General features: G+C 61.4%; 23 protein-coding genes. 5 read left to right on the forward strand and 18 right to left on the reverse strand.

Annotated elements, in window-relative coordinates; all coding sequences use genetic code 11:
* Positions 1-110: 110 nt before the first annotated feature.
* The 5 genes from HF257_RS03095 to HF257_RS03115 all read right to left on the reverse strand — a co-directional run bounded on the left by HF257_RS03095 (position 111) and on the right by HF257_RS03115 (position 3,865).
* Positions 111-926 (reverse strand): OmpA family protein, encoded by an 816-nt coding sequence (locus tag HF257_RS03095; RefSeq protein ID WP_185703299.1) that lies wholly within the window; start codon positions 924-926, stop codon positions 111-113.
* Complete coding sequence (locus tag HF257_RS03100) at positions 923-1,285, reverse strand: DUF4398 domain-containing protein (RefSeq protein ID WP_185703297.1); 363 nt, start codon at positions 1,283-1,285, stop codon at positions 923-925. The genes HF257_RS03095 and HF257_RS03100 overlap by 4 nt, the downstream gene beginning before the upstream one ends.
* A gap of 9 nt (positions 1,286-1,294) precedes the next feature.
* A complete protein-coding gene (locus HF257_RS03105; RefSeq protein ID WP_185703295.1) occupies positions 1,295-2,110 on the reverse strand; it encodes a substrate-binding periplasmic protein in 816 nt (271 codons plus the stop codon).
* A 73-nt stretch (positions 2,111-2,183) separates the two neighbouring features.
* The gene (locus tag HF257_RS03110; RefSeq protein WP_185703293.1) at positions 2,184-3,113 is read right to left on the reverse strand and encodes an electron transfer flavoprotein subunit alpha/FixB family protein; all 930 of its coding nucleotides are present in this window, start codon (positions 3,111-3,113) and stop codon (positions 2,184-2,186) included.
* A gap of 2 nt (positions 3,114-3,115) precedes the next feature.
* Positions 3,116-3,865 carry an electron transfer flavoprotein subunit beta/FixA family protein gene (locus HF257_RS03115; RefSeq protein ID WP_105697633.1) on the reverse strand — a complete coding sequence of 250 codons (750 nt, stop codon included), beginning with the start codon at positions 3,863-3,865 and terminating at the stop codon, positions 3,116-3,118.
* A gap of 505 nt (positions 3,866-4,370) precedes the next feature.
* Between HF257_RS03115 and HF257_RS03120 the strand changes: the two genes are divergently transcribed.
* Positions 4,371-6,035, forward strand: a complete 1,665-nt coding sequence (locus tag HF257_RS03120) for an electron transfer flavoprotein-ubiquinone oxidoreductase (RefSeq protein ID WP_185703292.1) — start codon at positions 4,371-4,373, stop codon at positions 6,033-6,035.
* Between the two features lie 172 nt (positions 6,036-6,207).
* Here HF257_RS03120 and HF257_RS03125 read toward each other — a convergent pair whose 3' ends face one another.
* Positions 6,208-7,101, reverse strand: coding sequence for an AraC family transcriptional regulator (locus HF257_RS03125; RefSeq protein WP_185703290.1), 894 nt, complete (start codon positions 7,099-7,101; stop codon positions 6,208-6,210).
* A 182-nt stretch (positions 7,102-7,283) separates the two neighbouring features.
* On the opposite strand from HF257_RS03125, the gene HF257_RS03130 reads away from it, so the two are divergent.
* Positions 7,284-8,336, forward strand: coding sequence for an NAD(P)-dependent alcohol dehydrogenase (locus HF257_RS03130; protein ID WP_185703288.1), 1,053 nt, complete (start codon positions 7,284-7,286; stop codon positions 8,334-8,336).
* Here the strand turns inward: HF257_RS03130 and HF257_RS03135 are convergent, their stop codons facing one another.
* The 8 genes from HF257_RS03135 to HF257_RS03170 all read right to left on the reverse strand — a co-directional run bounded on the left by HF257_RS03135 (position 8,337) and on the right by HF257_RS03170 (position 19,026).
* The gene (locus HF257_RS03135) at positions 8,337-9,140 is read right to left on the reverse strand and encodes an IclR family transcriptional regulator (RefSeq protein WP_185703286.1); all 804 of its coding nucleotides are present in this window, start codon (positions 9,138-9,140) and stop codon (positions 8,337-8,339) included.
* 186 nt (positions 9,141-9,326) lie between these two features.
* Positions 9,327-10,292 carry an L-arabinose ABC transporter permease AraH gene (gene araH / locus HF257_RS03140; protein WP_185703284.1) on the reverse strand — a complete coding sequence of 322 codons (966 nt, stop codon included), beginning with the start codon at positions 10,290-10,292 and terminating at the stop codon, positions 9,327-9,329.
* A 19-nt stretch (positions 10,293-10,311) separates the two neighbouring features.
* On the reverse strand, positions 10,312-11,811 hold the full coding sequence (araG, locus tag HF257_RS03145) for an L-arabinose ABC transporter ATP-binding protein AraG (RefSeq protein WP_185703282.1): 1,500 nt from the start codon (positions 11,809-11,811) through the stop codon (positions 10,312-10,314).
* Positions 11,808-12,788, reverse strand: a complete 981-nt coding sequence (locus HF257_RS03150; RefSeq protein ID WP_185703280.1) for a substrate-binding domain-containing protein — start codon at positions 12,786-12,788, stop codon at positions 11,808-11,810. The genes araG and HF257_RS03150 overlap by 4 nt, the downstream gene beginning before the upstream one ends.
* A gap of 30 nt (positions 12,789-12,818) precedes the next feature.
* Positions 12,819-13,640, reverse strand: a complete 822-nt coding sequence (locus HF257_RS03155; protein ID WP_185703277.1) for an SDR family oxidoreductase — start codon at positions 13,638-13,640, stop codon at positions 12,819-12,821.
* 237 nt (positions 13,641-13,877) lie between these two features.
* On the reverse strand, positions 13,878-14,357 hold the full coding sequence (locus HF257_RS03160) for a GNAT family N-acetyltransferase (protein WP_010208407.1): 480 nt from the start codon (positions 14,355-14,357) through the stop codon (positions 13,878-13,880).
* A 65-nt stretch (positions 14,358-14,422) separates the two neighbouring features.
* Positions 14,423-15,046, reverse strand: coding sequence for a 4'-phosphopantetheinyl transferase family protein (locus tag HF257_RS03165; RefSeq protein WP_332872189.1), 624 nt, complete (start codon positions 15,044-15,046; stop codon positions 14,423-14,425).
* On the reverse strand, positions 14,989-19,026 hold the full coding sequence (locus HF257_RS03170) for a Pls/PosA family non-ribosomal peptide synthetase (RefSeq protein ID WP_185703275.1): 4,038 nt from the start codon (positions 19,024-19,026) through the stop codon (positions 14,989-14,991). The genes HF257_RS03165 and HF257_RS03170 overlap by 58 nt, the downstream gene beginning before the upstream one ends.
* Before the next feature lie 349 nt (positions 19,027-19,375).
* Between HF257_RS03170 and HF257_RS03175 the strand changes: the two genes are divergently transcribed.
* The 3 genes from HF257_RS03175 (at position 19,376) to HF257_RS03185 (ending at position 21,302) form a co-directional block, all read left to right on the forward strand.
* Positions 19,376-20,572, forward strand: coding sequence for an MFS transporter (locus HF257_RS03175; protein ID WP_185703273.1), 1,197 nt, complete (start codon positions 19,376-19,378; stop codon positions 20,570-20,572).
* Positions 20,573-20,657: 85 nt separating this feature from the next.
* Positions 20,658-20,984 carry a hypothetical protein gene (locus HF257_RS03180; RefSeq protein WP_185703271.1) on the forward strand — a complete coding sequence of 109 codons (327 nt, stop codon included), beginning with the start codon at positions 20,658-20,660 and terminating at the stop codon, positions 20,982-20,984.
* 51 nt (positions 20,985-21,035) lie between these two features.
* On the forward strand, positions 21,036-21,302 hold the full coding sequence (locus HF257_RS03185) for a hypothetical protein (RefSeq protein WP_185703269.1): 267 nt from the start codon (positions 21,036-21,038) through the stop codon (positions 21,300-21,302).
* A gap of 59 nt (positions 21,303-21,361) precedes the next feature.
* On the opposite strand, the gene HF257_RS03190 is transcribed toward HF257_RS03185, so the two are convergent.
* From HF257_RS03190 to HF257_RS03205, 4 genes are read right to left on the reverse strand one after another with little or no spacing between them, the layout of a single operon-like run.
* A complete protein-coding gene (locus HF257_RS03190) occupies positions 21,362-22,267 on the reverse strand; it encodes a PfkB family carbohydrate kinase (protein ID WP_185703267.1) in 906 nt (301 codons plus the stop codon).
* Positions 22,260-23,726: a purine-cytosine permease family protein gene (locus HF257_RS03195; RefSeq protein WP_185703265.1), complete on the reverse strand. Its 1,467-nt coding sequence runs from the start codon at positions 23,724-23,726 to the stop codon at positions 22,260-22,262. The genes HF257_RS03190 and HF257_RS03195 overlap by 8 nt, the downstream gene beginning before the upstream one ends.
* A gap of 54 nt (positions 23,727-23,780) precedes the next feature.
* Positions 23,781-24,782: an ADP-ribosylglycohydrolase family protein gene (locus HF257_RS03200; protein ID WP_185703263.1), complete on the reverse strand. Its 1,002-nt coding sequence runs from the start codon at positions 24,780-24,782 to the stop codon at positions 23,781-23,783.
* Positions 24,779-25,492, reverse strand: a complete 714-nt coding sequence (locus HF257_RS03205) for a GntR family transcriptional regulator (RefSeq protein ID WP_185703261.1) — start codon at positions 25,490-25,492, stop codon at positions 24,779-24,781. The genes HF257_RS03200 and HF257_RS03205 overlap by 4 nt, the downstream gene beginning before the upstream one ends.
* Between the last annotated feature and the right edge of the window lie 10 nt (positions 25,493-25,502).

Genomic DNA, 25,502 nt, shown 5'->3' on the forward strand with positions numbered 1-25,502 from the left:
GCTCGCGAATGCGGTGTTTCAGTCTCCAGATTTAGTGGCTGATACACCGTATTCGCGAGCAAGCCCGCTCCCACACAGGCCGGCTTTCACATTTTGATTTGTGTCGAGCTCTAGCGAGCTGCGCCCAACTGGCCTTTTTCGTCAGAGAAGACGATCTCTACCCGACGGTTTTGCGCCCTGCCCCGCTCGGAAGCATTAGCTTCCACGGGATATTGGTCGCCATACCCTTCAACCTGGATGCGTTTTTCGTCGATGCCCAGGTCTATCAGCACATCGGCCACCGACTGCGCTCGGTCACGGGACAGCTTGAGGTTTTCCTGCTCACCGCCGGTGTTGTCGGTGTACCCCTCGATGCGCACCACGCGCCGGGGGTTCAGTTGCAGGAACTGCACGATCTTCAACACGGTGCGATTGGCCGAGTTTTCCAGTTCGGCTTCACCCGTGTCGAACAGCATATCGCCCAGGGTCATCACCAGGCCGCGATCAGTCTGGGTGGTGGTCAGGCTGGCGATTTGCTGCTCTAGCCATTTGCCCTGTTGTTGCACGCTGGTCAGCTTGTTTTCACGCAGAGCCAATTGCAGGCGCTGACGCTCCAGTTCGAGCTTGGTACCGCGCTCGGCATTGAGCCCCTGCTCAGTGTGCTCACGGGCAATGGCGCTGTAGCGCTGGCTCAGGTAGGCGTAATGCGCCACGTCCGCGCCGCTGCCCCAGTAGCTGGACAAACGGTCGGCGCGAGCCAGGGACTCACCTGCGCGAATCACGTCCTTGGGCGCAAAGCGCAGCACGTTGGCGTCTTCCTTGACCTTCTGGAAGTCGCTGCCCGCCTGTTGCAAGGCCTGTTCGCTGTCGGGGTGGCTGGCGCAACCGCCGAGGACGGCAGAGGCCAACAGCAGCGCACAGCTCACACCACGAATCATCGGGCTCATTGGGCTTCCCCCAACTGCAATTGCTTGCGCAGGCGCGTGATGCGGGTGTTGAGCACGTTCAATTGCTCCTGGCTTTTGCGCGTCAGCACTTTGGCTTCGGCCAGGCGTGCATCCAGTTCGGCTTGCTCGGCGCGCATACGCGCGTTCTTGTAGGACTCGTCGGCCATGCTGCCCTGGGCCCGAGCGAATTTGGCTTCGGCCATTTTCAATTCAGGCGATTCATCCGCGCTGGCACCCACCGCGCTGGCTTGTTCCAGGGCTTGCTGGGTGAGGCGCATTTGTTCATTCGGCGCAGGATCGGTTGCACATCCCGCCAGAGCGACAACGGCGAGGGCCGCGAATAGAGGTCGAAGAGTCACTGAAAATCCTTACTTTGCTGGGGTGCCGACGGGTTGCTGCAATTGCGCTTTCCAGCGTTCCAGATTGCTCTGCAATGCTGCTTGCGCCACACCGGAGGCGGACAATTCTGTCATCTTTTTGGCCAACTGTCCGCGCAGCCACGGATCATTGCAGGCGGAGTTGTGGGAAACAGCCAGGTACAGGCCTGGCTGATCGACGGGCACTTCGCGGGCGATCAGGTCATTGCTCATTCCCAAGGTCTGGGCCATGGCCATGCCGGAATAACGGCCGGCGAGGACGTAGTCCACTTCACCCAACAGCAGTTTCTGGAAGGCCGGGGTCAGGCTCGGCAGCCGTTGCAAGGTGAGATGCTGGCCGGCGAACGTCTCAAAATCGGCGCTCAAGCGAGCGCGCTCCGAGACCGCCCCCTTGTGACCATGCAGGTCGGCCGCCGTGGCATAGGCCAGTGCCGAATCCTTGCGCGTCCAAACCAGGTAGTCGAGTTGCACCAGCGCCGGGTGAATGTAATCGAGGGTTTCCAGCTCGCCCAGGTTCAGCGGTGCATCGGCGAGGATGTCCATGCGCCCACTGCGCACTTCGTTCAGGGCCAGGGAACGCTTGCCGCCGTAGAGCAGGTCGACTTTCAAGCCGAGGTCCTTGCCCACTTGTTGCAGCACATCGGCGGTGGCGCCGATCAGGTGCGTGGGGTCCTGCGGGTCGCGCCAGAGCAAGGGCGGCGCGTCCGGGCTGCCGGTGATCACCAGGCGCTCACATTTGCCGGCGGCCAACGCCAGGCTCGGCAGCAGCGTAAGGCCCAGTAATACGGTCCAGGGGCGCAGTTCCATTGGGAAGCTCTCCAGCAAGTCAAAAAAAAACCCGGTCACAAGGACCGGGCTCTTTATAAGTGAAGCGACTGGATTAGACCAGCTTCTCCAACTCAGGTACGGCTTCGAACAAGTCCGCCACCAGGCCGTAATCAGCCACCTGGAAGATCGGTGCTTCTTCGTCCTTGTTGATCGCAACGATCACTTTGGAGTCTTTCATACCGGCCAAGTGCTGGATCGCGCCGGAGATACCGACGGCGATGTACAGCTGTGGCGCAACGATCTTGCCGGTCTGGCCGACCTGCATGTCGTTGGGTACGAAACCTGCGTCGACGGCTGCGCGGGAGGCGCCGACCGCAGCACCCAGCTTGTCGGCCAGGGCGTACAGGTGCTTGAAGTTGTCACCGTTCTGCATGCCACGGCCGCCGGAAACGACGATCTTGGCAGCGGTCAGCTCAGGACGATCCGACTTGGCCAGCTCTTCGCCAACAAAGCTGGAGGTGCCAGCGTTGTGGGCAGCAGCGACGGCCTCAACGGCAGCCGAACCACCTTCAGCGGCTACCGGGTCGAAACCGGTGGCACGCACGGTGATCACTTTGATGGCGGCGGTCGATTGCACGGTAGCAATGGCGTTACCGGCGTAGATCGGGCGCTTGAAGGTATCAGCGCTTTCAACCGAGATGATCTCGGAGATCTGGTCAACGTCCAGCTGCGCGGCAACGCGTGGCAGGATGTTTTTGCCGTTGGAAGTGGCGGCAGCCAGGATGTGGCTGTAGCCAGCGCCCAGCTCTGCGATCAGCGGGGCAACGTTTTCCGGCAGCTGGTGAGCGTAAGCGGCGTTGTCGGCCAGCAGTACTTTGCTCACGCCAGCGATTTTCGCAGCGGCTTCAGCCACAGCGGCTGCGCCTTGGCCGGCTACCAGCACGTGGATGTCGCCACCGATTTTAGCGGCAGCAGCCACGGTGTTCAGGGTGGCCGGAGCCACGACCTTGTTGTCGTGTTCAGCGATTACCAAGATAGTCATTGTTAGATTACCTTCGCTTCGTTTTTCAGTTTCTCGACCAGTTCAGCCACCGACTTGACCTTGATGCCCGCGCTGCGAGCAGCCGGTGCTTCAACTTTTACAGTCTTGTTGGTAGAGGCGGTGGACACGCCCAAAGCGTCTGGAGTGACCGACTCAAGCGGCTTCTTCTTGGCTTTCATGATGTTTGGCAGGGACGCATAACGCGGCTCGTTCAAACGCAGGTCGGTGGTCACGATGGCCGGCAGTTTCAGCGAAACTGTCTGGGCGCCGCCGTCGATTTCACGGGTGACAGCCACGCTGTCGCCGCTGACTTCGACTTTGGAAGCGAAGGTGCCTTGGCCGTAACCGGTCAGGGCAGCCAGCATCTGGCCAGTCTGGTTGTTGTCGCTGTCGATGGCTTGTTTGCCGAGGATCACCAGCTGAGGCTGTTCCTTGTCGACAACGGCTTTGAGCAGCTTGGCAACGGCCAGGGAGGTCAGGTCTTCAGCGGACTCGACCAGGATAGCGCGGTCGGCGCCCAGGGCCAGGGCGGTACGCAGCTGCTCTTGAGCAGTGGTAGGACCGATGGAAACCACGACGATTTCAGTCGCCACGCCTTTCTCTTTCAGGCGTACGGCTTCTTCCACAGCGATTTCACAGAAAGGGTTCATCGACATCTTGACGTTAGCAAGATCGACGCCGGAATTGTCCGCCTTGACGCGAACTTTCACGTTGTAATCGACAACGCGTTTGACAGCTACAAGAACCTTCATGGATTCCTCGTTACTCTCCGGTGAAAAGAAAGTCGCCTAGGCGAACCTGGCGGTTGATGCTCGTCGGCACACAAGGGCACCTCCAAAACCTTCGGCAGTGACTCAGCGATCGGGAAGTGATGACCGTTCGTCAGTGGTGACTGAGAGGTCATTCTTTATCGCGGCGTGTAAACTGCGCACCACCCTATGGGCACGCATGCCTTTAGCCTGTCTTTGGACGTACTCTTGAAACCCGCTGTCTGCCTACGGTAAGCGCAAAACCGACCGTATATTGACCGGAACACCTATTCTGGTCAATACGGCAAAATAGCCAGTCATAAGCCGCGTCTCTTTGATTTACCTAGCCTGCGGGCAATTCAAACAAACGTTTGTATTGGACGCTGACAGTGGTCTATATATAATGCGCCACCTAGAGAGAAAGGTGGGTCACGCCTTGGCGCGGGGCGACACCGAACCTCCATCCATTAGAAAAAAAGCCTGTTGAGCCTTGAGTAGGAGATAACCTGTGGAACGCGAATACATGGAATTCGACGTGGTCATCGTCGGCGCTGGCCCGGCAGGCCTGTCTGCCGCCTGCCGACTGAAGCAGAAGGCCGCCGAAGCCGGTAAGGAAATCAGCGTCTGCGTGGTCGAGAAAGGCTCCGAAGTCGGCGCCCACATCCTCTCCGGTGCCGTGTTTGAACCACGTGCCTTGAACGAACTGTTCCCGGACTGGAAAGCACTCGGCGCTCCGCTCAACACCCCCGTGGTGCGCGATGACATCTATGTACTGCGCAGCCCCGAAACCTCCACCAAGGTTCCTGACTTCTTTGTGCCCAAGACCATGCACAACGAAGGCAACTACATCATCTCCCTGGGCAACCTGTGCCGCTGGCTGGCCCAGCAGGCCGAGAACCTGGGCGTGGAAGTCTACCCAGGCTTCGCCGCCCAGGAAGCGCTGTTCGACGAGAACGGCGTGGTGCGCGGGATCATCACCGGCGACCTCGGCGTCGACCGCGAAGGCAACCCGAAAGAAGGCGTGTACACCCCCGGCATGGAACTGCGGGGCAAGTACACGCTGTTCGCCGAAGGCTGCCGTGGCCACATCGGCAAGCAACTGATCCAGCGCTTCAAGCTGGACAGTGACTCGGACGTACAACACTACGGCATCGGCCTGAAGGAAATCTGGGAAATCGACCCAGCCAAACATCAGCCAGGCCTGGTGGTGCACACCGCCGGCTGGCCGCTGGACATCATGAGCAACGAGAACACCGGTGGCTCGTTCCTTTATCACCTGGAAAACAACCAAGTGGTTGTCGGCCTGATCGTCGACCTGTCCTACAGCAACACCTTCCTGTCGCCGTTCGATGAGTTCCAGCGTCTCAAACATCACCCGGTGCTGGCCCAGTACCTGGAAGGCGGCAAGCGCATCAGCTACGGCGCACGCGCCCTGGCCAAAGGCGGCATCAACTCGCTGCCAAAGATGGTATTCAAGGGCGGCGCATTGATCGGCTGCGACCTGGGCACCATGAACGTGGCCAAGATCAAAGGCAGCCACACCGCGATGAAATCCGGCATGCTCGCCGCCGACGCGGTAGCCGAGCGTCTGTTCGCCGAGTCCGAAGGCGGTGATGAACTGACCAACTACGTCGACAGCTTCAAAGCCAGCTGGTTGTACGAAGAACTGTTCGCCACTCGCAACTTCGGCCCGGCGATGCACAAGTTCGGCCCGATCATCGGCGCCGGCTTCAACTGGTTCGACCAGAACATCCTCGGCGGCAAAATGCCGTTCACCTTGCACGACACCAAGCCGGACTACGCCTGCTTGAAGCTCGCCAAGGACAGCAAGAAGATCGACTACCCCAAACCCGACGGCAAGTTGAGCTTCGACAAGCTGAGCTCGGTGTTCCTCTCCAGCACCAACCATGAAGAAGAGCAGCCGTGCCACTTGAAGTTGAAAGACCCGAGCATCCCGATCGGCACCAACCTGCCGCTCTACGATGAACCGGCGCAACGTTACTGCCCGGCTGGCGTGTATGAAGTGATCACCCAGGAAGACGGCGCCAAACGCTTCCAGATCAACGCCCAGAACTGCGTGCACTGCAAGACCTGTGACATCAAGGACCCTTCGCAGAACATCACGTGGGTCACGCCGGAAGGCGCGGGTGGGCCGACTTACCCGAATATGTAAACCCAAAAAAGGCTCCCAAATGGGAGCCTTTTTTATAACTGACACAATTCGGTCAAATGTGGGAGCGGGCTTGCTCGCGAATGCGGTGTGTCAGTCAAAGATGTTTTAACTGATCTACCGCATTCGCGAGCAAGCCCGCTCCCACATTTTTGATCCCATCGTGTCAGTGAAATTATGCAGCCCGTTCTTCACCAGGGTTACGCTCAAAGTAGCGCTTGTACTCCCGACTGAACTGCGACGTACTCTGATACCCCACGCTATGCGCCGCCTGCGCCACCCCCATGCCGTCCACCAGCAGCAACTGCTGGGCCTTCAACAAGCGCAAACGCTTCAGATACTGCACCGGCGACAACAACGTGCAACGTTTGAAATGCTCATGGAACGTCGACGCACTCATGTGTGCATACCCGGCCAGCGTTTCGATGTTCAACGGCTCATCAAAATGCGCATGCAGGTGGTTCAACGATGTGGCAATCCGCGAAAACTGTCCCTGCTGTTCCACCAAGGCACGTAACACATCCGCCTGCGGCCCGCGCAACGCAGTGAACAATAATTCGCGCACTCGCGCCGGGCCCATGATCCGGCTTTCCAGCGGATCGTGCAGGCACTGCAACAGCCGCTCGACGCAACCGCGCATGGCGTCATCGAGCACCACTGAACTCATCGACTCCAGTGTTTGCGCCGTCGGCGGCGGCCCGGCCTGAATGCCCATGGCCATCACCAACTCCCCCAACACCACGCGATCAATGCCCACCGTTACCCCGTACAACGGCGCATCCGGCGCCATGGCAAAGGTCTCGCACTCGAACGGCACCGGCATCGCCTGGATCAAGTAATGCCCCGCGCCGTACTCCAGCGTGCGCGGGCCCAGGTACGCGACCTTGCTGCCCTGGGCCACGAACATCAGGCTCGGCTCATAGATCTGCGGCCCACGTGCCACGTCGCAACTGGCGCGCAGTACCTTCACGCCGGGCAGGTTCGTCGGGGAGAAACCATCGCAGGGCGTAAGCCCCTCAATCAAGGAGACCAGCGTGGCGTTGGCATCAAGATGGCGGGTCAACAACATGGCAAAAAACTTCGCAAAAAAGGGATCAGAGCATCATCGCAGGTCTGGCGACACATAAATCCAAACACGGGGCACTCCCGGACGAATAGGCATGAGACTCGGAGCAATCGCCATGGCCGCCTCCAGGCCCGGCGCGGAGAATGCGCCGCCTCTCCTGTGATTGCTTTTGCGAGGTTCTCCCCATGTACACCGCCATCGGTTATGCCGCCCAGTCGGCCACCACTCCCCTCGCCCCCATGTCCTTCCAGCGCCGCAGCCCACGCGTGGATGACGTGGCCATCGAGATCCTCTACTGCGGCGTGTGCCACTCCGACATCCACCAGGCGCGCAACGAATGGGGCATCGCCGTGTACCCACTGATGCCCGGCCACGAGATCGTCGGCAAGGTCACCGCCGTCGGCGCCAACGTCACCGCGCACAAAGTCGGTGACCTGGTGGGCGTGGGCTGCATGGTCGACTCGTGCCGCCACTGTGACGCGTGCAAATCGGACCTGGAGCAATACTGCCTCGAAGGTCCGACCATGACCTACGCCACCCCGGACCGCATCGACGGCAGCAACACCATGGGCGGCTACTCCGACAGCATCGTGGTCAGCGAACACTTCGTGGTGAAGATCCCCGCCAAGCTTGACCTGGCCAGTGCTGCGCCGATCCTGTGTGCCGGCGTGACCATGTACTCGCCGATCAAGCACTACGGCATCAAGGCCGGTGACAAGGTCGGCGTATTGGGCATGGGTGGCCTGGGCCATATGGGCATCAAGCTGGCCAAGGCGATTGGCGCTGAGGTGACCCTGTTCACCCGTTCCGCGAGCAAGGCCGAAGAAGGCCGCCGCCAAGGCGCCGACCATGTGATCGTGTCCACCGACGCCGAGCAGATGAAAGCCGCTGCCGGGCACTTCGATTTCCTGCTGGACACTATCCCGGTGCAGCACGACCTCAACCCCTACCTCGACGTGCTGCGCTTTGACGGCGTACACATCCTGGTGGGCCTGATCGAGCCGGTCGACCCGCCGGTAAACGCCGCCAAGCTGATCCTGGGCCGCAAGGTGCTGGCCGGCTCGCTGATCGGTGGCATTGCCGAAACCCAGGAAGTCCTGGATTTCTGCGCCGAGCACGGCATCAGTTGCGACATCGAGATGCTCGATATCCGCCACATCAACGAAGCCTACAGCCGCATGATCGCCGGCGATGTGAAGTACCGCTTTGTCATCGACATGGCGACCCTGAAGGTCTGATCAGGCCTTCGCGCCCAACTCCGCCGACAGCCGCGCTGCGACCTGTTTGACCACAGGGATCAGCTCGGCCATTTTCTCCAGCGGCATGTAGGGCACGGTACTGGCGATGCTGATGCCGGCGACGATTCGCCGGCTGGCATCGCGCACCGGTGCTGCCACACAACGGATCGACGGTTCGTTGTCTTCCAGGTCGAACGCATAGCCCCCCACCACGTATTCGTGCATGCGCTGCTCGAACTGCGCCCAGGACTGTTCCGGGTGCTGCGGCCATTGCTGGCTTTTGCCCGCGACCGGCTGGCTCACTTCGTACAGGCGCTGCCACTCCTGCAGCGTGTCATCCAACAGCAACGCCTTGCCGATCCCGGTGCGTGCCAACGGCATGCGATGGCCGACCCGCGAGCGCATTTCCGGGCCGTTGCGACCGGGGTTCTTGTGCAGGTAAAGCACGTCGTCGTATTCGCGAATAGCCAGGTGGATGGTGTCGCCGGTCAGCGCCGACAGCTCGTCCAGATACGGTATCGCCAGGGTCACCAGCGGCAATTCTTCACGCGCCTGGAAGCCCAATTCGATCAACTTGGGCCCCAGCAGGTAACCGACCTGCGGCACCACGCGCAGGTAGCGCTCTTCCACCAGGCAACTGGCCAGGCGATGGGTGGTGCTGCGGGTAGTGCCGATGCGCTTGGCGATCTCTTTCAGATCCCGCGCACCAGCCGCCACCGCTTGCACCACGCCCAGGCCACGCAGCAGGGTTTGGGTGCCGGTGGGTGCGGCGTCTTTGGCGGGGAGTTGGGCGTTTTCCTGCATATCGGGCCTATGTGGTGGTACGAAAACTGGCGGCATTATGGCAAATGCTGAACCTGAGCACAGTGGAGATCAAAATGTGGGAGCGGGCTTGCTCGCGAAAGCGGAGTGTCAGTCAGCACATCTGTTTCTGATACACCGCGTTCGCGAGCAAGCCCGCTCCCACATTTAGTCCTCACATGGCATGGCTTAGCGTTGTTTCAGGCGGTCGATGATCACCGCCAGCAGCAGGATGGAGCCGCGGATAACGTACTGATAGAACGTGTCGATGTTTTTGAGGTTCATCGCATTCTCGATGATCGCCAGAATCAACACCCCGGCAATCACATGCCGGATCATGCCAATGCCACCACTCAACGACACCCCGCCCAACACGCATGCAGAGATCACCGTCAGCTCAAACCCCTGCCCGATCATCGGCTGGCCGGAGGTCATCCGCGACGCAAGGATCACCCCGGCCAACGCGCCCACCAAGCCATGCACGGCAAAGATGATGATCTTGGTGCGATCAACGTTCACCCCCGCCAACAACGCCGCTTCCTGATTACCGCCGATGGCCATGGTGTTGCGACCGTAGGTGGTGTAGTTGAGCAGCCAGCCAAAAAACACAAAGCACAGCACCGTGATGATGATCGGCACCGGCACGCCCAGCAGTTGGCCGTTGCCGAACACGAAGAAGCTTTCGTCCATCACCCCCACCGCCTTGCCGTTGGAGAAGATGTAGGCCAGCCCGCGCACGATCTGCATCGTCGCCAACGTCGCGATCAACGCGTTGATGCGCAGCTTGGCGATGACGATTCCGTTGATCAGCCCCACCACCAGGCCCATGGCCAAGGCTGCCGACACGCCGAGTACCACGCTGTCAGTGTCGCGGATCACGATGCCCGCCACCACACCGGCGCAGGCAATCACCGAGCCAACCGACAGGTCGAAATGCCCGGATGCCAGGCAGAACAACATGGTGCACGCGGCGATGCCCACGGTGGAAATCGCCAGGCCCAGGCCGCGCATGTTCAGCGGGGAGAGGAAGTTGTCGATAAACAGCGCGCTAAGCACAAAGATGCTCAGCGCCGCGAGCAGCATCACCCAATCATCGAGGAACTTGCGCTGGTTGAAACCCGGCCAGAAGCCCTTTGCAGTTTTTACCTGTGACATGCCTACACCCTCGAATACTTCAAGCCCGCGAACGCGGGAGAGCCAGTTGCAACAGCCGTGCTTCATCCGCCTGGTCGCGGCTGAGTTCGCCAGTCAGGGCGCCTTCGCTCATCACCAGGATGCGGTCGCTGATGCCCATCACTTCCATCAGGTCGCTGGACACTACGATGACCGCGATGCCGCTGGCGGCCAGGTTGTGGATGATCTGGTAGATCTCCGACTTGGCGCCGATATCGATGCCGCGCGTGGGTTCGTCCAGCAGCAACACTTTCATCGGCATCGACAGCCAGCGGCCGAGAATGGCCTTCTGCTGGTTGCCGCCGGACAGGTACATGATTTTCTGCTCGGCGTTGGGCGTCTTGACCTTCATCGCTTTGATCTGTTGGTCAGCGTTGCCCTTTTCCCAGCCGTCGTGCAGCAGCCAACCGAAGGTGGAATGCGCGCCACGGGCACTGATATTGATGTTCTCGGCCACGCTGGAGAGCGGGATGATGCCCTCCTTCTTGCGGTCCTCCGGGCATAGCAGCACGCCGGCGGCGATGGCGTCGCGGGGGGATTGCAAGTGCAGGGTTTCACCGCAGAGTTCCAGGCTGCCGGCGGTGCTGCGGACTAAACCGCTCAGCAACCGAAACAGCTCGGTGCGCCCCGCGCCCACCAACCCGAACAGTCCGAGAATCTCGCCTTTGTGCACCTCAAGGCTGACCGCTTCACGCAGACCCGGCCCGAGCAAACCCTCGACCTTAAGCGCCACCTCACCCTGCTCACGCGGCCGGTAGTCGTAGATATCCTGGATGTCACGGCCGACCATGCAGGTCACCAGTTGGTCGTGGGTCAGTGCCGCCATGTCATCAAAGGTGCGCACATAACGACCGTCCTTGAACACCGTGACTGCGTTGCAGATGCGGAACACTTCCTCCATGCGGTGCGACACGTAGAGCACCACTTTGCCCTCGTCCCGCAGGCGCGTGATGATCGCCATCAAGCGGTCGATCTCCCGCGCTGACAGGCTGCTGGTGGGCTCGTCGAAAGCAATCACATGGGCGCCACGCGACAACGCCTTGGCGATTTCCACCAATTGGCGTTGGCCCAAGGACAGACGCCCGAGTTTTTCCTCTGGATCAATTTCATCGGCCAGGCCCTTGAGGCACGCCAGCGCCTGCTTGCGTAGCTGGCGCCGATCCACCACGCCAAATCGCGACGGCAAATGCCCCAGGAACAAGTTCTCGGCGACCGTCATTTCCGGCACCAGGTGCAGCTCTTGATGGATCACCGCCACGCCACTGGCGATGCTGTCGGCAGCGCTCTTGAAGGCCATGGTCTGCTCGCCGATCTGCAGCGAGCCGCTGCTGGGAATGTAGGCGCCGCCAAGGATTTTCAGCAACGTCGACTTGCCCGCGCCGTTCTCGCCCATCAACGCATGGACCTCGTGCGGCCGCGCTTCAAAGCTGATCTGCGCCAGGGCTTTCACCCCGGGAAATTCCTTGCCGATGCCGTTGAAGCGCAGGGCCGCGCCGGTCATTTCCACAGCCCGATTTTGCTCAACTCTTCCTTGAAGTTGGCGCGGGTGATCAGGGTCACGTTATCCAGCGCAGTGAACTTGGCAGGCTCGGTGCCTTTGGTGACCCACTCGAACATCGCGCTGGCGGTCTTGTAGCCTGACGCGTCAGGGCTGAGCAGCATGGAGCCGTAGAAACCGGTGTCGGACTTCTTCAGTTCTTCGATGGCATCAGTGCCGTTGATGCCCACGCCGATCACGTTGGCCGCCTTGAAGCCGGCGCTTTCGGTGGCGCGTACGCCGCCCAGCACGGTGCTGTCATTCATGCCGCCGATGAGCAGGTTTTTCGCCGCACGGGGCAGTTTGACCAACGCCGAGTTGGTGGCGTCCATGCTGCCGGGCACGTCGAGGGTTTTCTGCGCGCTGAACAGGATGTGGTCGGCGGGCAAGCCAGCCGCCTTGAGGCCTTCGACTGAACCGTCGGTGCGTTTCTTGCCGGTTTCCAGCTCGTCGAAGGTGTTGATCACGGCGTAGGTTTCATTCCAGTCCCAACCGCGTTTTTTCGCCTCGGCGGCCATGGCTTCGCCTTGTTTCTGGCCGATCTTGTAGGCGTCCAGGCCCACGTAAGGCACATCTTCCATGGGCTTGCCCTTGGCGTCGACGAAGCGGTCGTCCACCGCCAGCACTTTCAGGTTGTTGAGCTTGGCCTTGGCCATGATGGCCGGGCCCAGGGACACGTCCGGCGGGCAAATGACGAAGCCCTTGGCGCCGTTGGCGGCCAGGGTGTCGATGGCTGAAAGGGTTTTCTCGCCATCGGGCACGGCGATCTTGATTACGGTGAACCCCTGATCTTTGCCGGCTTTTTCGGCGAAGGCCCATTCGGTCTGGAACCAGGGTTCTTCGGCCTGCTTGACCAGGAAACCGATCTTCACTTCTTCGGCAGATACCACGCCGCTAAAGGCGAGCGCGAGCGCCAGCGCCCCTACAGTTTTCTTGAACATGAACCACCTCTTCTTGTTATTGGAAAAGTGTTAGTCGTGGTACATCACAGAACGCCCGCCATCGATCATCAGGCAGGTGGCATTGATAAAGGGCGCCTCGTCGGTGGCCAGGAACAGCGCGGTCATCGCCACTTCCACGGGCTGGCCGATGCGCTTGGGCGGGTGCAGGTCAAATGCACGCTGGCGCTCGGCATGCGGGTCGGGAAACCCGTTCCAGTAATCGACGTTGAGCTGGGTTTCGATATAGCCCGGCGCAATGGCATTCACGCGGATGCCCTTGGGTGCGTATTCGATGCCGAGGGCGCGGGTGAGACCGAGCAGGCCGTGCTTGGCGACAGGGTAAGGAAAGCAGCCAGGAATGATGTGGCTGGAATGGGTGGAGGCAATATTGATGATGTTGCCGATGCCCTGCTCGATCATGTGCGGCAACACCGTGCGGCAGCCGAACCAGGCGCCGTCGAGGTCGATGGCGAAGCAACGGCGCCAGTCTTCGTCGGTCATTTCCAGAGGGTCGCGGAATACGTTGACCCCGGCGCAGTTGACCAGCACATCCACACGGCCGAAGCGTTCGATGGCCAGGTTGACCAGCGACTGCCATTGATCCTTGGAGGTGATATCCACGGCTTGCGCATGGACCTCGGCGCCGCGTTCGCGCCAGTGGGCGGCAACGTTCTCGACCTTTTCGCCCTGGATATCGGCAATGATCAACCGCGCCTGCTGGGCCTGGAAACACGCGACGATCGCCTCGCCGATGCCTTGGGCGGCGCCGGTGATGATCACCACTTTGCCTTTGAGCCGCTCGCCATAGGTAGGCTCGGGCACGGCGGGGAGTGACAACGGTTGTGCCTGCATCGCTTCACCTGTTTTATTTTTGGTAGTGAGTGCTGATGCAGGGGACTATAAACCTATCTTTTGAAATATCTCAATATATAAATTTGCATCCCATATGTTGAACGAAACACAAAAAAATGTTGGAGCGGGCTTGCTCGCGAATGCGGTCTGTCAGTCGCCCTATCAGTCGATTGACACACCGCATTCGCGAGCACGCCCGCTCCCACATTTGAACTCAGTGTTTTCTAAAACCCAATCTCAGCCCAAGGCAAAGTCGCGCAGCGCGTCGCCTTCCATGCGGTAGCGCACCCACTCTTCCTGGGGTTGGGCACCGATGGATTTGTAGAAGGCAATCGCCGGTTCGTTCCAGTCCAGCACGCTCCACTCGAAACGCCCGCAGCCGTTGTCGAAGGCGATCTTGGCCAGGTGGCGCAGCAACTTCTTGCCCGCCCCGCCACCGCGTTGTTCCGGGTTGATGTACAGATCTTCGAGGTACAGGCAGTTGCTGCCCAGCCAGGTGGAATAGCTGAAAAAGAACACCGCAAAACCAATCGGCAAGCCATCGCGCAGGCAGATCAGGCCGTGGGCGGTAGCGCCTTCGCTGAATAGGCTGCGTTCGATGTCCACCACGCTGGCGATCACTTCATGCCGGGCTTTCTCGTACTCGGCAAGCTCGGTGATAAACGTCAGGATTTGCGCAGCATCGCTGGGCACGGCGGGGCGAATCTCGATGGTCATGGGCGAGCCTTGGCAATTTCAAAGCACACATACTAAGGGGCTTTCATGACTGATTGCAGCGCAATTTATACCGGCAGTGCCAACACCCCGAGCAGCCCTGCCGGTAAGTCCAGTTCAACAATGCGATACGGTCGTTGTGCCTCGCGTGACCACTCGCCCAGCGTTAGCCCGGCACACTTGAGCCGCGCTTCGCGCTCGCACCAGGCGCGGGTGAACAAACGGGCACGCTGCAACTGGTCCACGGCGCACAAGCGCGCCAACACCTGGGGGCCCAAATAGTCGCCCGCTACGCCGTGCCAGTCGAAAGTGTCCAGCACGGTCATTACATCGATGCCCACCGCGCCGTGCAGATGCACCGCTGCCACCGAGAACTCGCCGTCGTGACTGATGGAAAGCCCGGCATGCTCGTGCCCCGGCACACCGATGCGGGGTGCCTGGCCAGGCTCCGTAGCGAAGGTAATGCAACTCAGGGGCACATCGAGTGCTTGCGCCAACGCCTCGCTCAACGCCTGCCGCACGCGCATACGAGCCGTGTCGCGGTTGAGGCCCGGCACATGCCGCACGCCTATCAGCAACACACCGTTCTGCCAGCGAGGGGTAGTTTCTGGCCACATGAACACCTGCATCGGCGTCAGCCCCGCGCCGGCGCGGCCGGGCAACCGAGCCAACTGCTGGAGGCCGGAATACACTCGCCTTTCATCACCAACGTCAGCGGGCCAAGCCGCGCGCCGTCGCCGACTTCGGCGCTGTACAGCACGGCACTGCGCGGGCCCATGTAGACGCGCTCGCCGATCAGAACCTGGTCGATTTTCATCACGCGGTCTTCAAATAGATGCGTCTGAGGGCAGGCGCCCGCGTTCAATTCGCTGTGGTCGCCGATGGTCACGCAGTCGAATTCGGTGATGTCGGTGGTGTCCATGTACACGCCCCGGCCGATCTTGCAGCCCAGTCCCCGGAACGCCAACGGCAACCACGGTGTGCCGCGCAGGTAACTCATGAAATTGGGCGCAGCCATGCCTTCGTACAGGCTGGTGATGCCCTCGGACAACCACACAAACGGCGTCCACATCGCTTCGGAGCGTTTGCGGTAGCGCCCAATCGCCAGCCATTTCAACGCCGCCACCAACAGATAGTTACCCAGGCTGTAGGCCAGGCCGATCAGCGCCAGGTAACCCAACACGGCGCCCCAACGCTGCGCTTCGGCGACGGGCATCAGGTCCATCATTACCGTGTAGCCCACGGCGATCACCGTCGCATGGGGCACCACGATCCTCACGCCTTCGATCGCACCCCGGGCCAGGCGGCGCCAGGGTGACGGACGGAACGTCAGGTTGTCCGGGTAGCCACTGACCTGTTCACGCGCTGGCAGGTTGATCGGCGGCGAACCCAACCAAGTGTCGCCACTGGCGATCTCGGCGTTGGCTGGCGCACGGGAGTGCACGCCGATCAACACGTTCTCGGGCAACGTGGTGCCATCGGGGATATAGCTGCCGTTGCCGACAAAACTGCGATGGGACACCACGGTAGGCTGAATGCACATCCAGCCGCCGTCGACCTGTTCGTCGCCGAGCATCACCGCATCGGCGATAAACGTTTCATCGCCCAGGGTGAGCATGTCGGGAATCACGCCCTGGGCCGTGGAAATTTCCGCATCACGCCCCACCCGCGCGCCCAGCAAGCGATACCACAGCGGCGCATACACCGTGGCATACAGCCCCGACAGCACATTGAGGCTGGCTTCCTGGATATGGCTCACCAGCCATTTACTGCAATACACCCGGCTGTGTACCGGATAACTGCCAGGTTTCAGGCGCGGCAACACGGCCCAGCGCAGCGCCGCCGAAACCAGCATCACCACCACGATCAATACCGCCGCTGCCGGCAGGGCCAAGGCGAAATAGCGCAGCAGTTGCATGCTCACGTGCTGTTCTTGCAGCCACGGCAGGATGTGGTGCTCATCGAACCAGTCGATCAGGAAAAACGTCGGGAATACCGGGATGAAAAACAGCGTGGCGATTAGCAGGATGCCAACCCCATAAAACAGGTTTTCCAACGCCAATTGCAAACGTCCGACCACCGGCCGCGCAGGCAAGCTGGCCGGGTCGAAAGCGCCGATATCGACCGCAGGAGAACCGCTCCAGATGCGTTCGGCCGGCACGCTGCAACCCTGTGCCAACGCGGACTGGCCTTGCAAATGGCCGCTGCGACCGACGACCGTATCACCTTCCAGAATCGTGTAGGAACCGAGGCACGCGTTGTCGTCGATCACCACCCGACCGAGGTACAACTGGCCGCGCTCGACCCGGGCATTTTCCAGGCTGACGCCGTTGCCAATGCTGACCTCATCGCCGATCTGCAACAGGTCCGGCACTCGCACACCCAACGAGCCGATGTTGACCTCACGCCCCACCTTGGCGCCAAGCGCGCGCAGCCACAGGCCGTACAGCGACGAACCACTCAACAGGTAGACCGGCGCCGACTCGACCATTCGCGACGCGGCCCACCAGCGGAAATAGGTCATGCCCCACAACGGATAGACGCCAGCTTTCAACCGCCCGGCGATCAACCATTTGCCGGCAATGGCCAATACGAACTGCAACACCGTCGCCAGTAAAAACACGCCAATCGACGCTGCAGTTGCGGTGACCACGGAATCACCAGGGCTGCCGGTGAGGTAGTGATAGGTAAAGAACGGCGCCAACCATTGGCTCATGCGCAGGCACACCATTGCCGGCATCACCGCCGCCTGCGCCACCCCACAGCGCCAGCGGGCCAGTGCTGACGGCGGTGTCCAGGCCGCCTGTTGCACAGTCGGTTGCGGCGTCGCTTGCAGGACCTGCGCAATAGCACCTACCCGCCGCTGCTGATAAATATCGCGCACGGTGATGTGGGCGAAACGCTCATCGGCACGCAGGGCCGACGCCAGCCGTGCCGCGAAGAATGAGTGACCGCCCAGGTCGACGAAGAAGTCGGCATCGCGACGAATCGGCTGGCCGGGGAAGAGTGTTTCCAGGGCGGCGAACAGTGTACTTTCCGCAGGGTTTTCCGGGGTGTCGGACTCCAGGTTCGCGCCGTGGGTGTCCATGGCCAACGGCCGCGCCTTGAGGGCTTTGCGGTCGATCTTGCCGGAGGTCAGGCGCGGCATGCTGTCGAGCAGTTCAAAGCGACCCGGCACCATGTACGCCGGCAATCGCGCCTGCAATGCCTTGCGCAACCGTGCGGGCAAGTCGTCGACGGGCAGGCCGCCCTCGGGCACCAGATAGGCGATCAATTGATCGATGCCACCGTCATTGCGCAGCAGCACCGCAACCGTGCCCACCCCTGGTTGTTGGGCGAGCAAGGCTTCGATTTCGCCCAGTTCAACCCGAAAACCACGGATCTTCACCTGGTCATCGGCGCGCCCGAGGCACACCACTTGCCCGTCGGCATCAATGCGCGCCAAGTCACCGGTGCGATACAGGCGCTCATCGTAGTAGCCGGTAGACCAGGGATTTTCGAGGAATTTTTCGCGGGTCAGGTCAGGCCTTCCCAAATACCCGTCGGCCAAGCCGGGACCGATGATGCACAGCTCGCCGGTCTGCCCGCGCGCCAGCAAGGTCGGCGTGGCACCGGCGGCCAGATCGGCCTCGATCACCAGCAAACCGTAATTGGGCAGCGGTGTGCCGATGGTCACCGCTGCGCCCGGCACCAAGCGCGCCAGGCTTGCAGAAACAGTGGCTTCGGTGGGGCCATAGGTGTTGAAAATCTGTCGGCCGGGACGGCTCCAACGCTCCACCAGCGACTCCGGGCACATCTCGCCGCCGAGGTTGATCAGGCGCAGGCTGGGCACGTCCTCACTGAACAATGCCAGCAGTGTCGGCACCGCGTGCAATACGCTGATGTGCTGCTGGGCGAGCATGCGCGGCAGGGCTTCGGGGTCGCCGGTGATGTCCTTGGGACCGATCCACAGGGTGGCGCCCACCAGGTAGGCGATCCAGATTTCCTCAAACGACATGTCGAAGGCCACCGAGAAACCTTGGTAAACCCGGTCGCTGGCCTGGATGCCGAGGATCGCGTTTTCACTGCGCAGGAAGTGGCAGATGCTGCCTTGGGAAATCAGGATGCCCTTGGGTTTGCCGGTGGAGCCGGAGGTGTAGATGACGTAGGCCGGGTCTTCGGGCTGCGCATTGCTGCGGCGCAGCAACGGCGCCGCCAACGGTGCGAGCAATGCCTCGGCGGCCCAGGCGGTAAGACCCACGGCCTGCAAAGCGGGGGCGTTGCATGCACTGCTCAAGACGCCAACCGCCTGGGCATCCTCCATGCAGATCTGCAGGCGCTCCAGCGGTGTGTCCTGGTCCAGCGGCAACCAGGCGGCGCCGGTCTTGGCGATGCCCGCTTGCATGACCAGCAGTTCCAACCCGCGCGGCATCCACAAGCCGACAATCTGGCCGGGCCCCACGCCCACCTCGATCAAGCGCGAGGCGACGACGTTGGCTTGTCGATCCAGCTCGCCATAACTGAGCTGGCGCTCGCCATCGATCAGCGCCACCTGGTGCGGGTCACGACGCACCGTGGCCTCAAGCACATCGGCCAACACCTCGTTACGCAACAATTCAGGCTGGATGGGACCGTACAACACCTCTGTCGGTCGGGCGATAACGGGGGCTTTCAGCAAGGTCACAGTAGTCATGGCGGCAGTGTTCGCTGTGTGGGGTCAATCCGGCCAAGTCGCCGATTTGTAATGTTGCGTATCTCGCCGGTATCGCTCTCGATACATTGATAGGCGAACGAGGCCCTTGGGTTCTGGCTTAAACGCGACAGATACCCCACGACTTCAACTACGCATCAGGACTATCGCAAAGGCCAGCTGTACGGCGGTTGAACAAATTTGCTCGCCTTGACCGCTCGTCCGGCGGCACAGCGCACCGCGCGATTACTCCACCTGGGGCTAATGCTGAGACCAGTAACACCACAACTAACCCGCGCCCTACACATGCTAAAAGCTGACGGCATAAATCCAACAACGGCCAGGTCCGCCCATGTCCACCGCTGCGATGCTTTCCCGAAAACACTTCGTGTTCTTTTGCCTGGCCAGCTTTCTGTTGTCCTTGTCTTATGGCTCGACGTTCTTGCTGTCGCTGTTGATCCACCTGCGCGGCGGCAATGAACACGACGCCGGCAGCGTGATTTCCATGGCGATGCTGAGCACCTTTGTCGCCGTGATGGTGTCCGGTCACCTGGCCGATTGGCTCGGCGCCGCTCGTTCGATTGCAATGCTTGGCCTTCTGCTGGCGGTGGCGTGTCTGGGCTTTGCGCTGACGCCAGGTTTTGGCCAAGGCTTGATGATGTTTGGCCTGGCCTTGGGGCTGGGTTGGGGCGTGTTCTATACCTTGGGGCCGATCATCGTGGCGATGCTGGTGGAGCCACAGCATCGGGCCAAGTACTTTGCGTTGCTGTCGGGGAGCATGATGAGTGGCATCGGCGCCGGCCCTTTGCTGGGGCGTGCGGCGAATGCGCTGGGGCTGCCGTTGACCACCGCGTTCTACATTGCCGCGTGCGCCAGCCTGATTGGGGTCGTGATGTTCTGGCGCTTGGGCGCCCATCTCAAGCAACAAGGTGCTGTACCGGCGGCGAAAATCTCGTGGGGTGCCGTGCGCCGGGTACTGTCATCCAAAGCGGTGTTCGCGATCATCATGGTCGGCCTGGGCGGCTGCGTGTTCGGTGGGCTGTCGTCGTTCCAGACCAGCTATGCGGCGGCGCACAACCTGGACTATTCGTTGTTCTTCGCGGGATTCCTGAGCGCCGCAATCACCAGCCGTTTGCTGATCGCCGGGTTCGTCGTCAAGCGTGATGCCTACAGCGCCGCGTGTGTGCTGTCGGGGCTGATGCTGGTGTCGGTGTTGATGTTTGGCTTCAGCGTGTCAGGCAGCTTCAGTTACCTGTTGGCGGCAGTCACTCTGGGCGTGGGCTATGGCCTGACGTATTCGGTGATCAACGGGTTGGTGGCCAATGAAGCACCGGCCGGCACCACGTCCCAGGCGCTGTTGTTGTTCAGCCTGGCGTACTTTGTCGGGGTGTTCGGGTTTCCGTTGCTGGCGGGGCAGATCATTGTGGAATACGGCCTGCCGACGTTGCTGTTGAGTGTGGTGGCAGTGGCGCTGTTCAACTGGCTGATCACGGTGGCGCGATTGATCTGGCGCCGGGCATCGACACACAAAATCTTACAGGTGAGCTAAGACCGTTCGTCGCCATCAAGGCACGAACGCAAAGTGCGGGCGGACCAATAGAGGGTAAGGACATTAATCCTATGGAGATACCCTCATGAAGCATTCCCAGTTTGCTGCCCTCGCCCTCACCGGCCTGCTGTCTGCGGTTTCCCTGAGTAGTGTGGCGGCCACCTCGTCCACCGGTCCGACCAACCCCTCCACCAGCGAAACCCAGAAATCCATGGGCACCGGCATGGAAACCAATGGCGGCGCGGTCGACAACAGCAACAGCGCCGACCCGCACACCCAAGGCCAGGACACCGGTCGCCAGAGCCCGCCAGCGGTCGGCAACGGCAAGATGGGCCCTTCGGTGAATGAACCGAAGATCAATAAAGGCGACGACTCGAACCTGCCAGGCGCGCCAAAACAGCCTGCACCTTGACCTAATCAACGCACCGCCAACACCCCATCATTTCCCAGTGAAGAGGTACGCATGAACGTCGATAGAAACCTTGAAAAAGAAGTCCTCACCCGCCTGCTGCACGCCCATCCGAATGGCTTGGGCAAGGAGGTGCTGGATAACTACCGCGGCGAAAAAGTGGTGGCCAGTGTGCTGGCTTTTTTGCAGGACCGCGGATTTATCAAGGATGGGCATGTCACCACCGGCGATGACGGTGAGTACTCGCTGAATTTGCCGATCAAGCTGACGGCGTCTGGGGTGGATGAGGCGCGAAAGTTGGAGTCTGAGACAAGCCAGTAGCCCTCACACTGGTGTAAATGTGGGAGCTGGCTTGCCTGCTCCCACAGTTTTGAGCGAGTTTATTCAATGAGTAAGGCGTCGACCTCGGCAGTGCCCGGGGATGTTGCCGGCCCCCAACGCGTCACCGCCAACGCCGCAGCCGCATTCGCGCGGCGCGCCGCTTGAACCGGCGCAAGTCCCGCAGCCAACCCGGCTACAAACACTCCCGCATGGGCATCGCCCGCGCCATTGCTGTCTACGGCTTTCACCTTGAAGCCCGGCACATGGTCAGCATTCACCCAGCAACCTTTCGGGCCATCACGCACCACCAGCAATGCACCCTCTGGCAAATGACGTTTCAACTCGCCCAGCGCATCCGCCAGCGTACGTGCACCGGTAAACGCCAAGGCTTCCGGACCATTGCTGGTCCAGATATCGATACGCGGCAGCAACGCCACCATCAGTGCCGATTCCGGCGCCTTGACCAGCGGCCCCGGGTCGAACACCACGTTGATCTCACGCGGTAACGCCACGACCCAGTCGAGCAGCGCCTGTGCCTTGCCCTCCAGCAACAGGCTGTAGCCGCTGACATACACGTAGTCGCCAGGCTGCGGCGTCACGCGCGCCAAGTCGTCGGCGCTCAAGTCACCTTCGGCACCGATATGGGAAATGAAGGTTCGCTCGGTGGTGGCCTCAGTCAGCGACACGCATAAGCCCGTGTCTTTGTCGGTGCTGGCCGGCTGGGCCATCTCCACGCCCTCGGCTTGCATTGCGGCGCGGGCCAGGTCGCCGAAGCGGCCGCTGCCATGACGACCGAGGTACACCACCGGCAAGCCATTGCGCCGCGCCGCTGCCATGACGTTGAAGCCACCGCCGGCTTCGAAACTGGCGGATTGCGCCAGCACGTCACCGCCGGTTGCGGGCAAGGTGTCGAGGGCCATGACCAGGTCAACGATGACTTGGCCGGTGTGCAGCAATCTAGACATTGTGACTCTCTACCAAAGCCGGGCGACGATCAGCTGCGCCACCCAGTACTGCATAAATGCCGCCGGCCACCAAGAAGGTGACGATCCAGCCCAGGCCGTTGTGGCCCAACCAAGAGTCGGACAATGGCCCGGCGAACCAAATGTTTTCGGCAGTGGTGCCGATGGTGGTGAAGCTGAAACCCAGCACAATCGCCACGGCCCAGGCGCCGAATGCACGCCATTCCACACCGCCGCGATACCAGTAGGCACTGCTTGGGCTGACGTCCAGCAGGTCCGTGGGGCTGTAGTAGTGACGGTGGATCAGGTCGACCACGAAGATGCCGACCCACGCCGTGATCGGCACCGCCAGCAGCGAGATAAAGGTGATGAACGGGCCGTAGAAGCTGTCGGCGATCAGCATGAAGTAGATGGAGCCGGCGAAGATCGCCACGATGTCGACAATCACCGCATGCACGCGCTTGACCTTGAGACCGAGGGTCAAGGTGGTGAGGCCGGCGGAGTACACCGACAGGTTGTTGGACAGCAACAGCCCGCCAAACGCGGTGATCAGGTACGGCACCGCCATCCAGGTCGGCAGCATGTCGCGGATCGCGATGATCGGGTCAGTGGCCGAGGCCAAGTCGTTATTGCCGACCGAGAGCAGGCCACCAAGGGTGATCAACAGTACCAGTGGAATGCCCGCACCGAAGGCGGCAGAGGCCACCAGGCGCACGGCCTTGACGCTGCGGTGCTGGTAGCGCGACATGTCGGCACCGGCGTTGGCCCAACCGATACCGGTACCGGCGGCCATGGTACCGACGCCGATGATCATTGCGCTCAGCGGTGCCGGGGTCGCATTGAATACGGCGCTCCAGTCGATGGTGGCGCAGAGGAAGCCGCCCACCAGGATGTTCAAGGCGCCGAACACATAGGTAGCCCACTTCTGAATGACCAGCAATGTCGCATGACCAAGGCCGGAGACCGACAGGGTCAACAGCACGAAAATCGCGATGAAGATAAGCGTGAGGATGGGTGCACTTTTCGCCTCGACCGGCGAACCGAACAGGATCGAACACAACGACAGCAACACGAAGGCGGCGGTGGTGGTGTTGACGGTTTCCCAGCCCAGGCGGGACATCAGCGACACCAGCGTCGGCCCGATATTGCCGCGCACGCCGAAGATGGCGCGGGACAGGGTCAGGCTCGGCGCGCGGCCACGACGACCGGCAATGGAGATAATGCCCACCACCGCAAACGAACCGGCGGCGCCGAGGATCGCCACGATGACCGCCTGCCAGATGGCCAGGCCACGAAACGCAACAAGCGTTGCGCCCAGTGGCAAGCCGAGGATGCTGATATTGGCCGCGAACCATACCCAGAACAGTTGCAGCGGGTGGCCGTTGCACTCGGCTTCCGGGACCGGCTCGATGCCGCGTGTTTCCAATTGCCCGGCGCCTTGGCCGGAAGAGGTGCTGCTCATGAGGGGTGCTCCTGATGCCTGTATTGTTGTGGTTGTGGCAACTATCTGTGGTGTTTAGCGCAACGCGAGCAAACCGTTGACCAACGGCTGCAAATCCAAACCATTGACGGCCTTGACCTGTTCGATCATCGCCTCCGGCCAGCACTGCATCCCAAGACACGCCCCCAACATCGCGCCGAGAATCGCGGCGATGGTGTCGGTGTCGCCACCCAGGCTGGCGGCCAGGCACAGGGCCTCGAATGCATTCATGTCACCCACGGCCACTTGCTGGGCCAGGGCAAACGACACCACCACCGACTCCTGGGACGCCACGGAGGTGCCGATCAATTCGTATAACAGGTCGGCGAACAGCGCCTTGTCTGCGCTGCCCACGCTCAAGGTGCGCGCCCAACTGATACGGGTGGAAATACGCCCGCCCGCGATCCAATGGCCATGGCCTTCAGCCTGCTGGGCGATCTGGGTGCCGATGTTCAACGCTTCACCGAGGTCCGCACCGTTGATGCCCGCCGAGACCACCGCCGCTACCGCCGCCGCGCTGGAGATGCCTAACGTGGTGTTATGGGTCACCTGGCACGCCTGGATCACCGCCTGGATAAACTGCGCAGGGTCGCTGACATCGGCGGCAATCCCCACGGGCGTGATGCGCATGGCCGCGCCGTTGGTGGTGCCGTAGCGACCAGACTCTTCCGGGGTGTGCCCGGCGAGGATCATGTCGATCGCGCGCTTGGTCGAAGGACCCAGCAAGTCTTGGGAGCCCTTGGCACGCATCACTGCTTCCCAGTCGATCAGGCGCTGGGCGAGCACGGTGGGTTCGATGCTGCCTTGACCTTCGACCAGCAACTCACCGACCAGGATCGCCTGCTCGGTGTCATCGGTGATGGAACCGGCTGGCATGTTCGGGGCGATGGGCTGGTGCGCATCGGCATCTTCCAACGCAGTGATCGCACCGAAGCGCGCGCGTACTTGCTCACGACTAAGTGACTGGGTGGGCATGCCCAGGGCATCGCCCAACGCCAAGCCGTAGAAGGCGCCGAGGGCGCGAGTGTGCGAGGTCATTTCGAGTTTCCAAACTGGAGGTGCAGGCGAAAGTGCAGAGGGTCGAGCAGGCTTTCGACGTGTTCCATGAACCGTTCGCGCCGGTCGTAGGTCGTGCGTGACGCCTTGAGGAACACCGTGCCCGTCGGACGACCGAGCAGTTCGGCGTCTTCATCGTTGAGTGGTTCGGCGCCGATCCACTGATCACCTTCGGCGCCGACGTAACCGTAGGCTGCCAGGGTGATGGTCAGGGAATTATCGATCAGGCCGACCTGCGGCAGGCTTTCCAGGCCACCTGAAGCGGGCATGAGCGAACGCTCAAGAGACACAGCGATGCCATCCGGCGTGCGCCGGCGGCGGTCGAGGGCGATAAATTGGTCGCTGCCGAAACGGCTGAGCAGGTCCGGGCGGGTTACCGCCTCCAGGCGCAGGATATCGGTGTTCACCGAGGCGCCCGTATCGGCCAGGGCTTGCGCCCAGCCGCTGCGTTGGTCGAGCACCATGCCGTCAAAGGTGACAATGGAGCCGACGCCGCTTTGGGTGGCGATGTAATTGCGCCGCTTGAGTTCGGCCAGGGCTTCGCGCAGGGTGCCGCGGCTGACTGCAAACTCTTCGGCCAACTGATGCTCGCCGGGCAAGAGGAAACCGTCGACCATCACCCCGCCCTCGATACGGCGGATCAGTTCGTCGACGACGCGTTTTTTCTTATCAAATCGGACATGTCTAATCATGTACAAATTG

This window comes from Pseudomonas cremoris (assembly GCF_014230465.1).

What these genes read in the sequence shown, in the direction of transcription:
- HF257_RS03095 (WP_185703299.1), bottom strand. Translation starts at nt 926, where the DNA reads ATGAGCCCGATGATTCGTGGTGTGAGCTGTGCGCTGCTGTTGGCCTCT.
- HF257_RS03105 (WP_185703295.1), bottom strand. Translation starts at nt 2,110, where the DNA reads ATGGAACTGCGCCCCTGGACCGTATTACTGGGCCTTACGCTGCTGCCG.
- HF257_RS03110 (WP_185703293.1), bottom strand. Translation starts at nt 3,113, where the DNA reads ATGACTATCTTGGTAATCGCTGAACACGACAACAAGGTCGTGGCTCCG.
- HF257_RS03115 (WP_105697633.1), bottom strand. Translation starts at nt 3,865, where the DNA reads ATGAAGGTTCTTGTAGCTGTCAAACGCGTTGTCGATTACAACGTGAAA.
- HF257_RS03125 (WP_185703290.1), bottom strand. Translation starts at nt 7,101, where the DNA reads ATGTTGTTGACCCGCCATCTTGATGCCAACGCCACGCTGGTCTCCTTG.
- HF257_RS03130 (WP_185703288.1), top strand. Translation starts at nt 7,284, where the DNA reads ATGTACACCGCCATCGGTTATGCCGCCCAGTCGGCCACCACTCCCCTC.
- HF257_RS03135 (WP_185703286.1), bottom strand. Translation starts at nt 9,140, where the DNA reads ATGCAGGAAAACGCCCAACTCCCCGCCAAAGACGCCGCACCCACCGGC.
- araH (WP_185703284.1), bottom strand. Translation starts at nt 10,292, where the DNA reads ATGTCACAGGTAAAAACTGCAAAGGGCTTCTGGCCGGGTTTCAACCAG.
- araG (WP_185703282.1), bottom strand. Translation starts at nt 11,811, where the DNA reads ATGACCGGCGCGGCCCTGCGCTTCAACGGCATCGGCAAGGAATTTCCC.
- HF257_RS03150 (WP_185703280.1), bottom strand. Translation starts at nt 12,788, where the DNA reads ATGTTCAAGAAAACTGTAGGGGCGCTGGCGCTCGCGCTCGCCTTTAGC.
- HF257_RS03155 (WP_185703277.1), bottom strand. Translation starts at nt 13,640, where the DNA reads ATGCAGGCACAACCGTTGTCACTCCCCGCCGTGCCCGAGCCTACCTAT.
- HF257_RS03160 (WP_010208407.1), bottom strand. Translation starts at nt 14,357, where the DNA reads ATGACCATCGAGATTCGCCCCGCCGTGCCCAGCGATGCTGCGCAAATC.
- HF257_RS03170 (WP_185703275.1), bottom strand. Translation starts at nt 19,026, where the DNA reads ATGACTACTGTGACCTTGCTGAAAGCCCCCGTTATCGCCCGACCGACA.
- HF257_RS03175 (WP_185703273.1), top strand. Translation starts at nt 19,376, where the DNA reads ATGTCCACCGCTGCGATGCTTTCCCGAAAACACTTCGTGTTCTTTTGC.
- HF257_RS03180 (WP_185703271.1), top strand. Translation starts at nt 20,658, where the DNA reads ATGAAGCATTCCCAGTTTGCTGCCCTCGCCCTCACCGGCCTGCTGTCT.
- HF257_RS03185 (WP_185703269.1), top strand. Translation starts at nt 21,036, where the DNA reads ATGAACGTCGATAGAAACCTTGAAAAAGAAGTCCTCACCCGCCTGCTG.
- HF257_RS03190 (WP_185703267.1), bottom strand. Translation starts at nt 22,267, where the DNA reads ATGTCTAGATTGCTGCACACCGGCCAAGTCATCGTTGACCTGGTCATG.
- HF257_RS03195 (WP_185703265.1), bottom strand. Translation starts at nt 23,726, where the DNA reads ATGAGCAGCACCTCTTCCGGCCAAGGCGCCGGGCAATTGGAAACACGC.
- HF257_RS03200 (WP_185703263.1), bottom strand. Translation starts at nt 24,782, where the DNA reads ATGACCTCGCACACTCGCGCCCTCGGCGCCTTCTACGGCTTGGCGTTG.
- HF257_RS03205 (WP_185703261.1), bottom strand. Translation starts at nt 25,492, where the DNA reads ATGATTAGACATGTCCGATTTGATAAGAAAAAACGCGTCGTCGACGAA.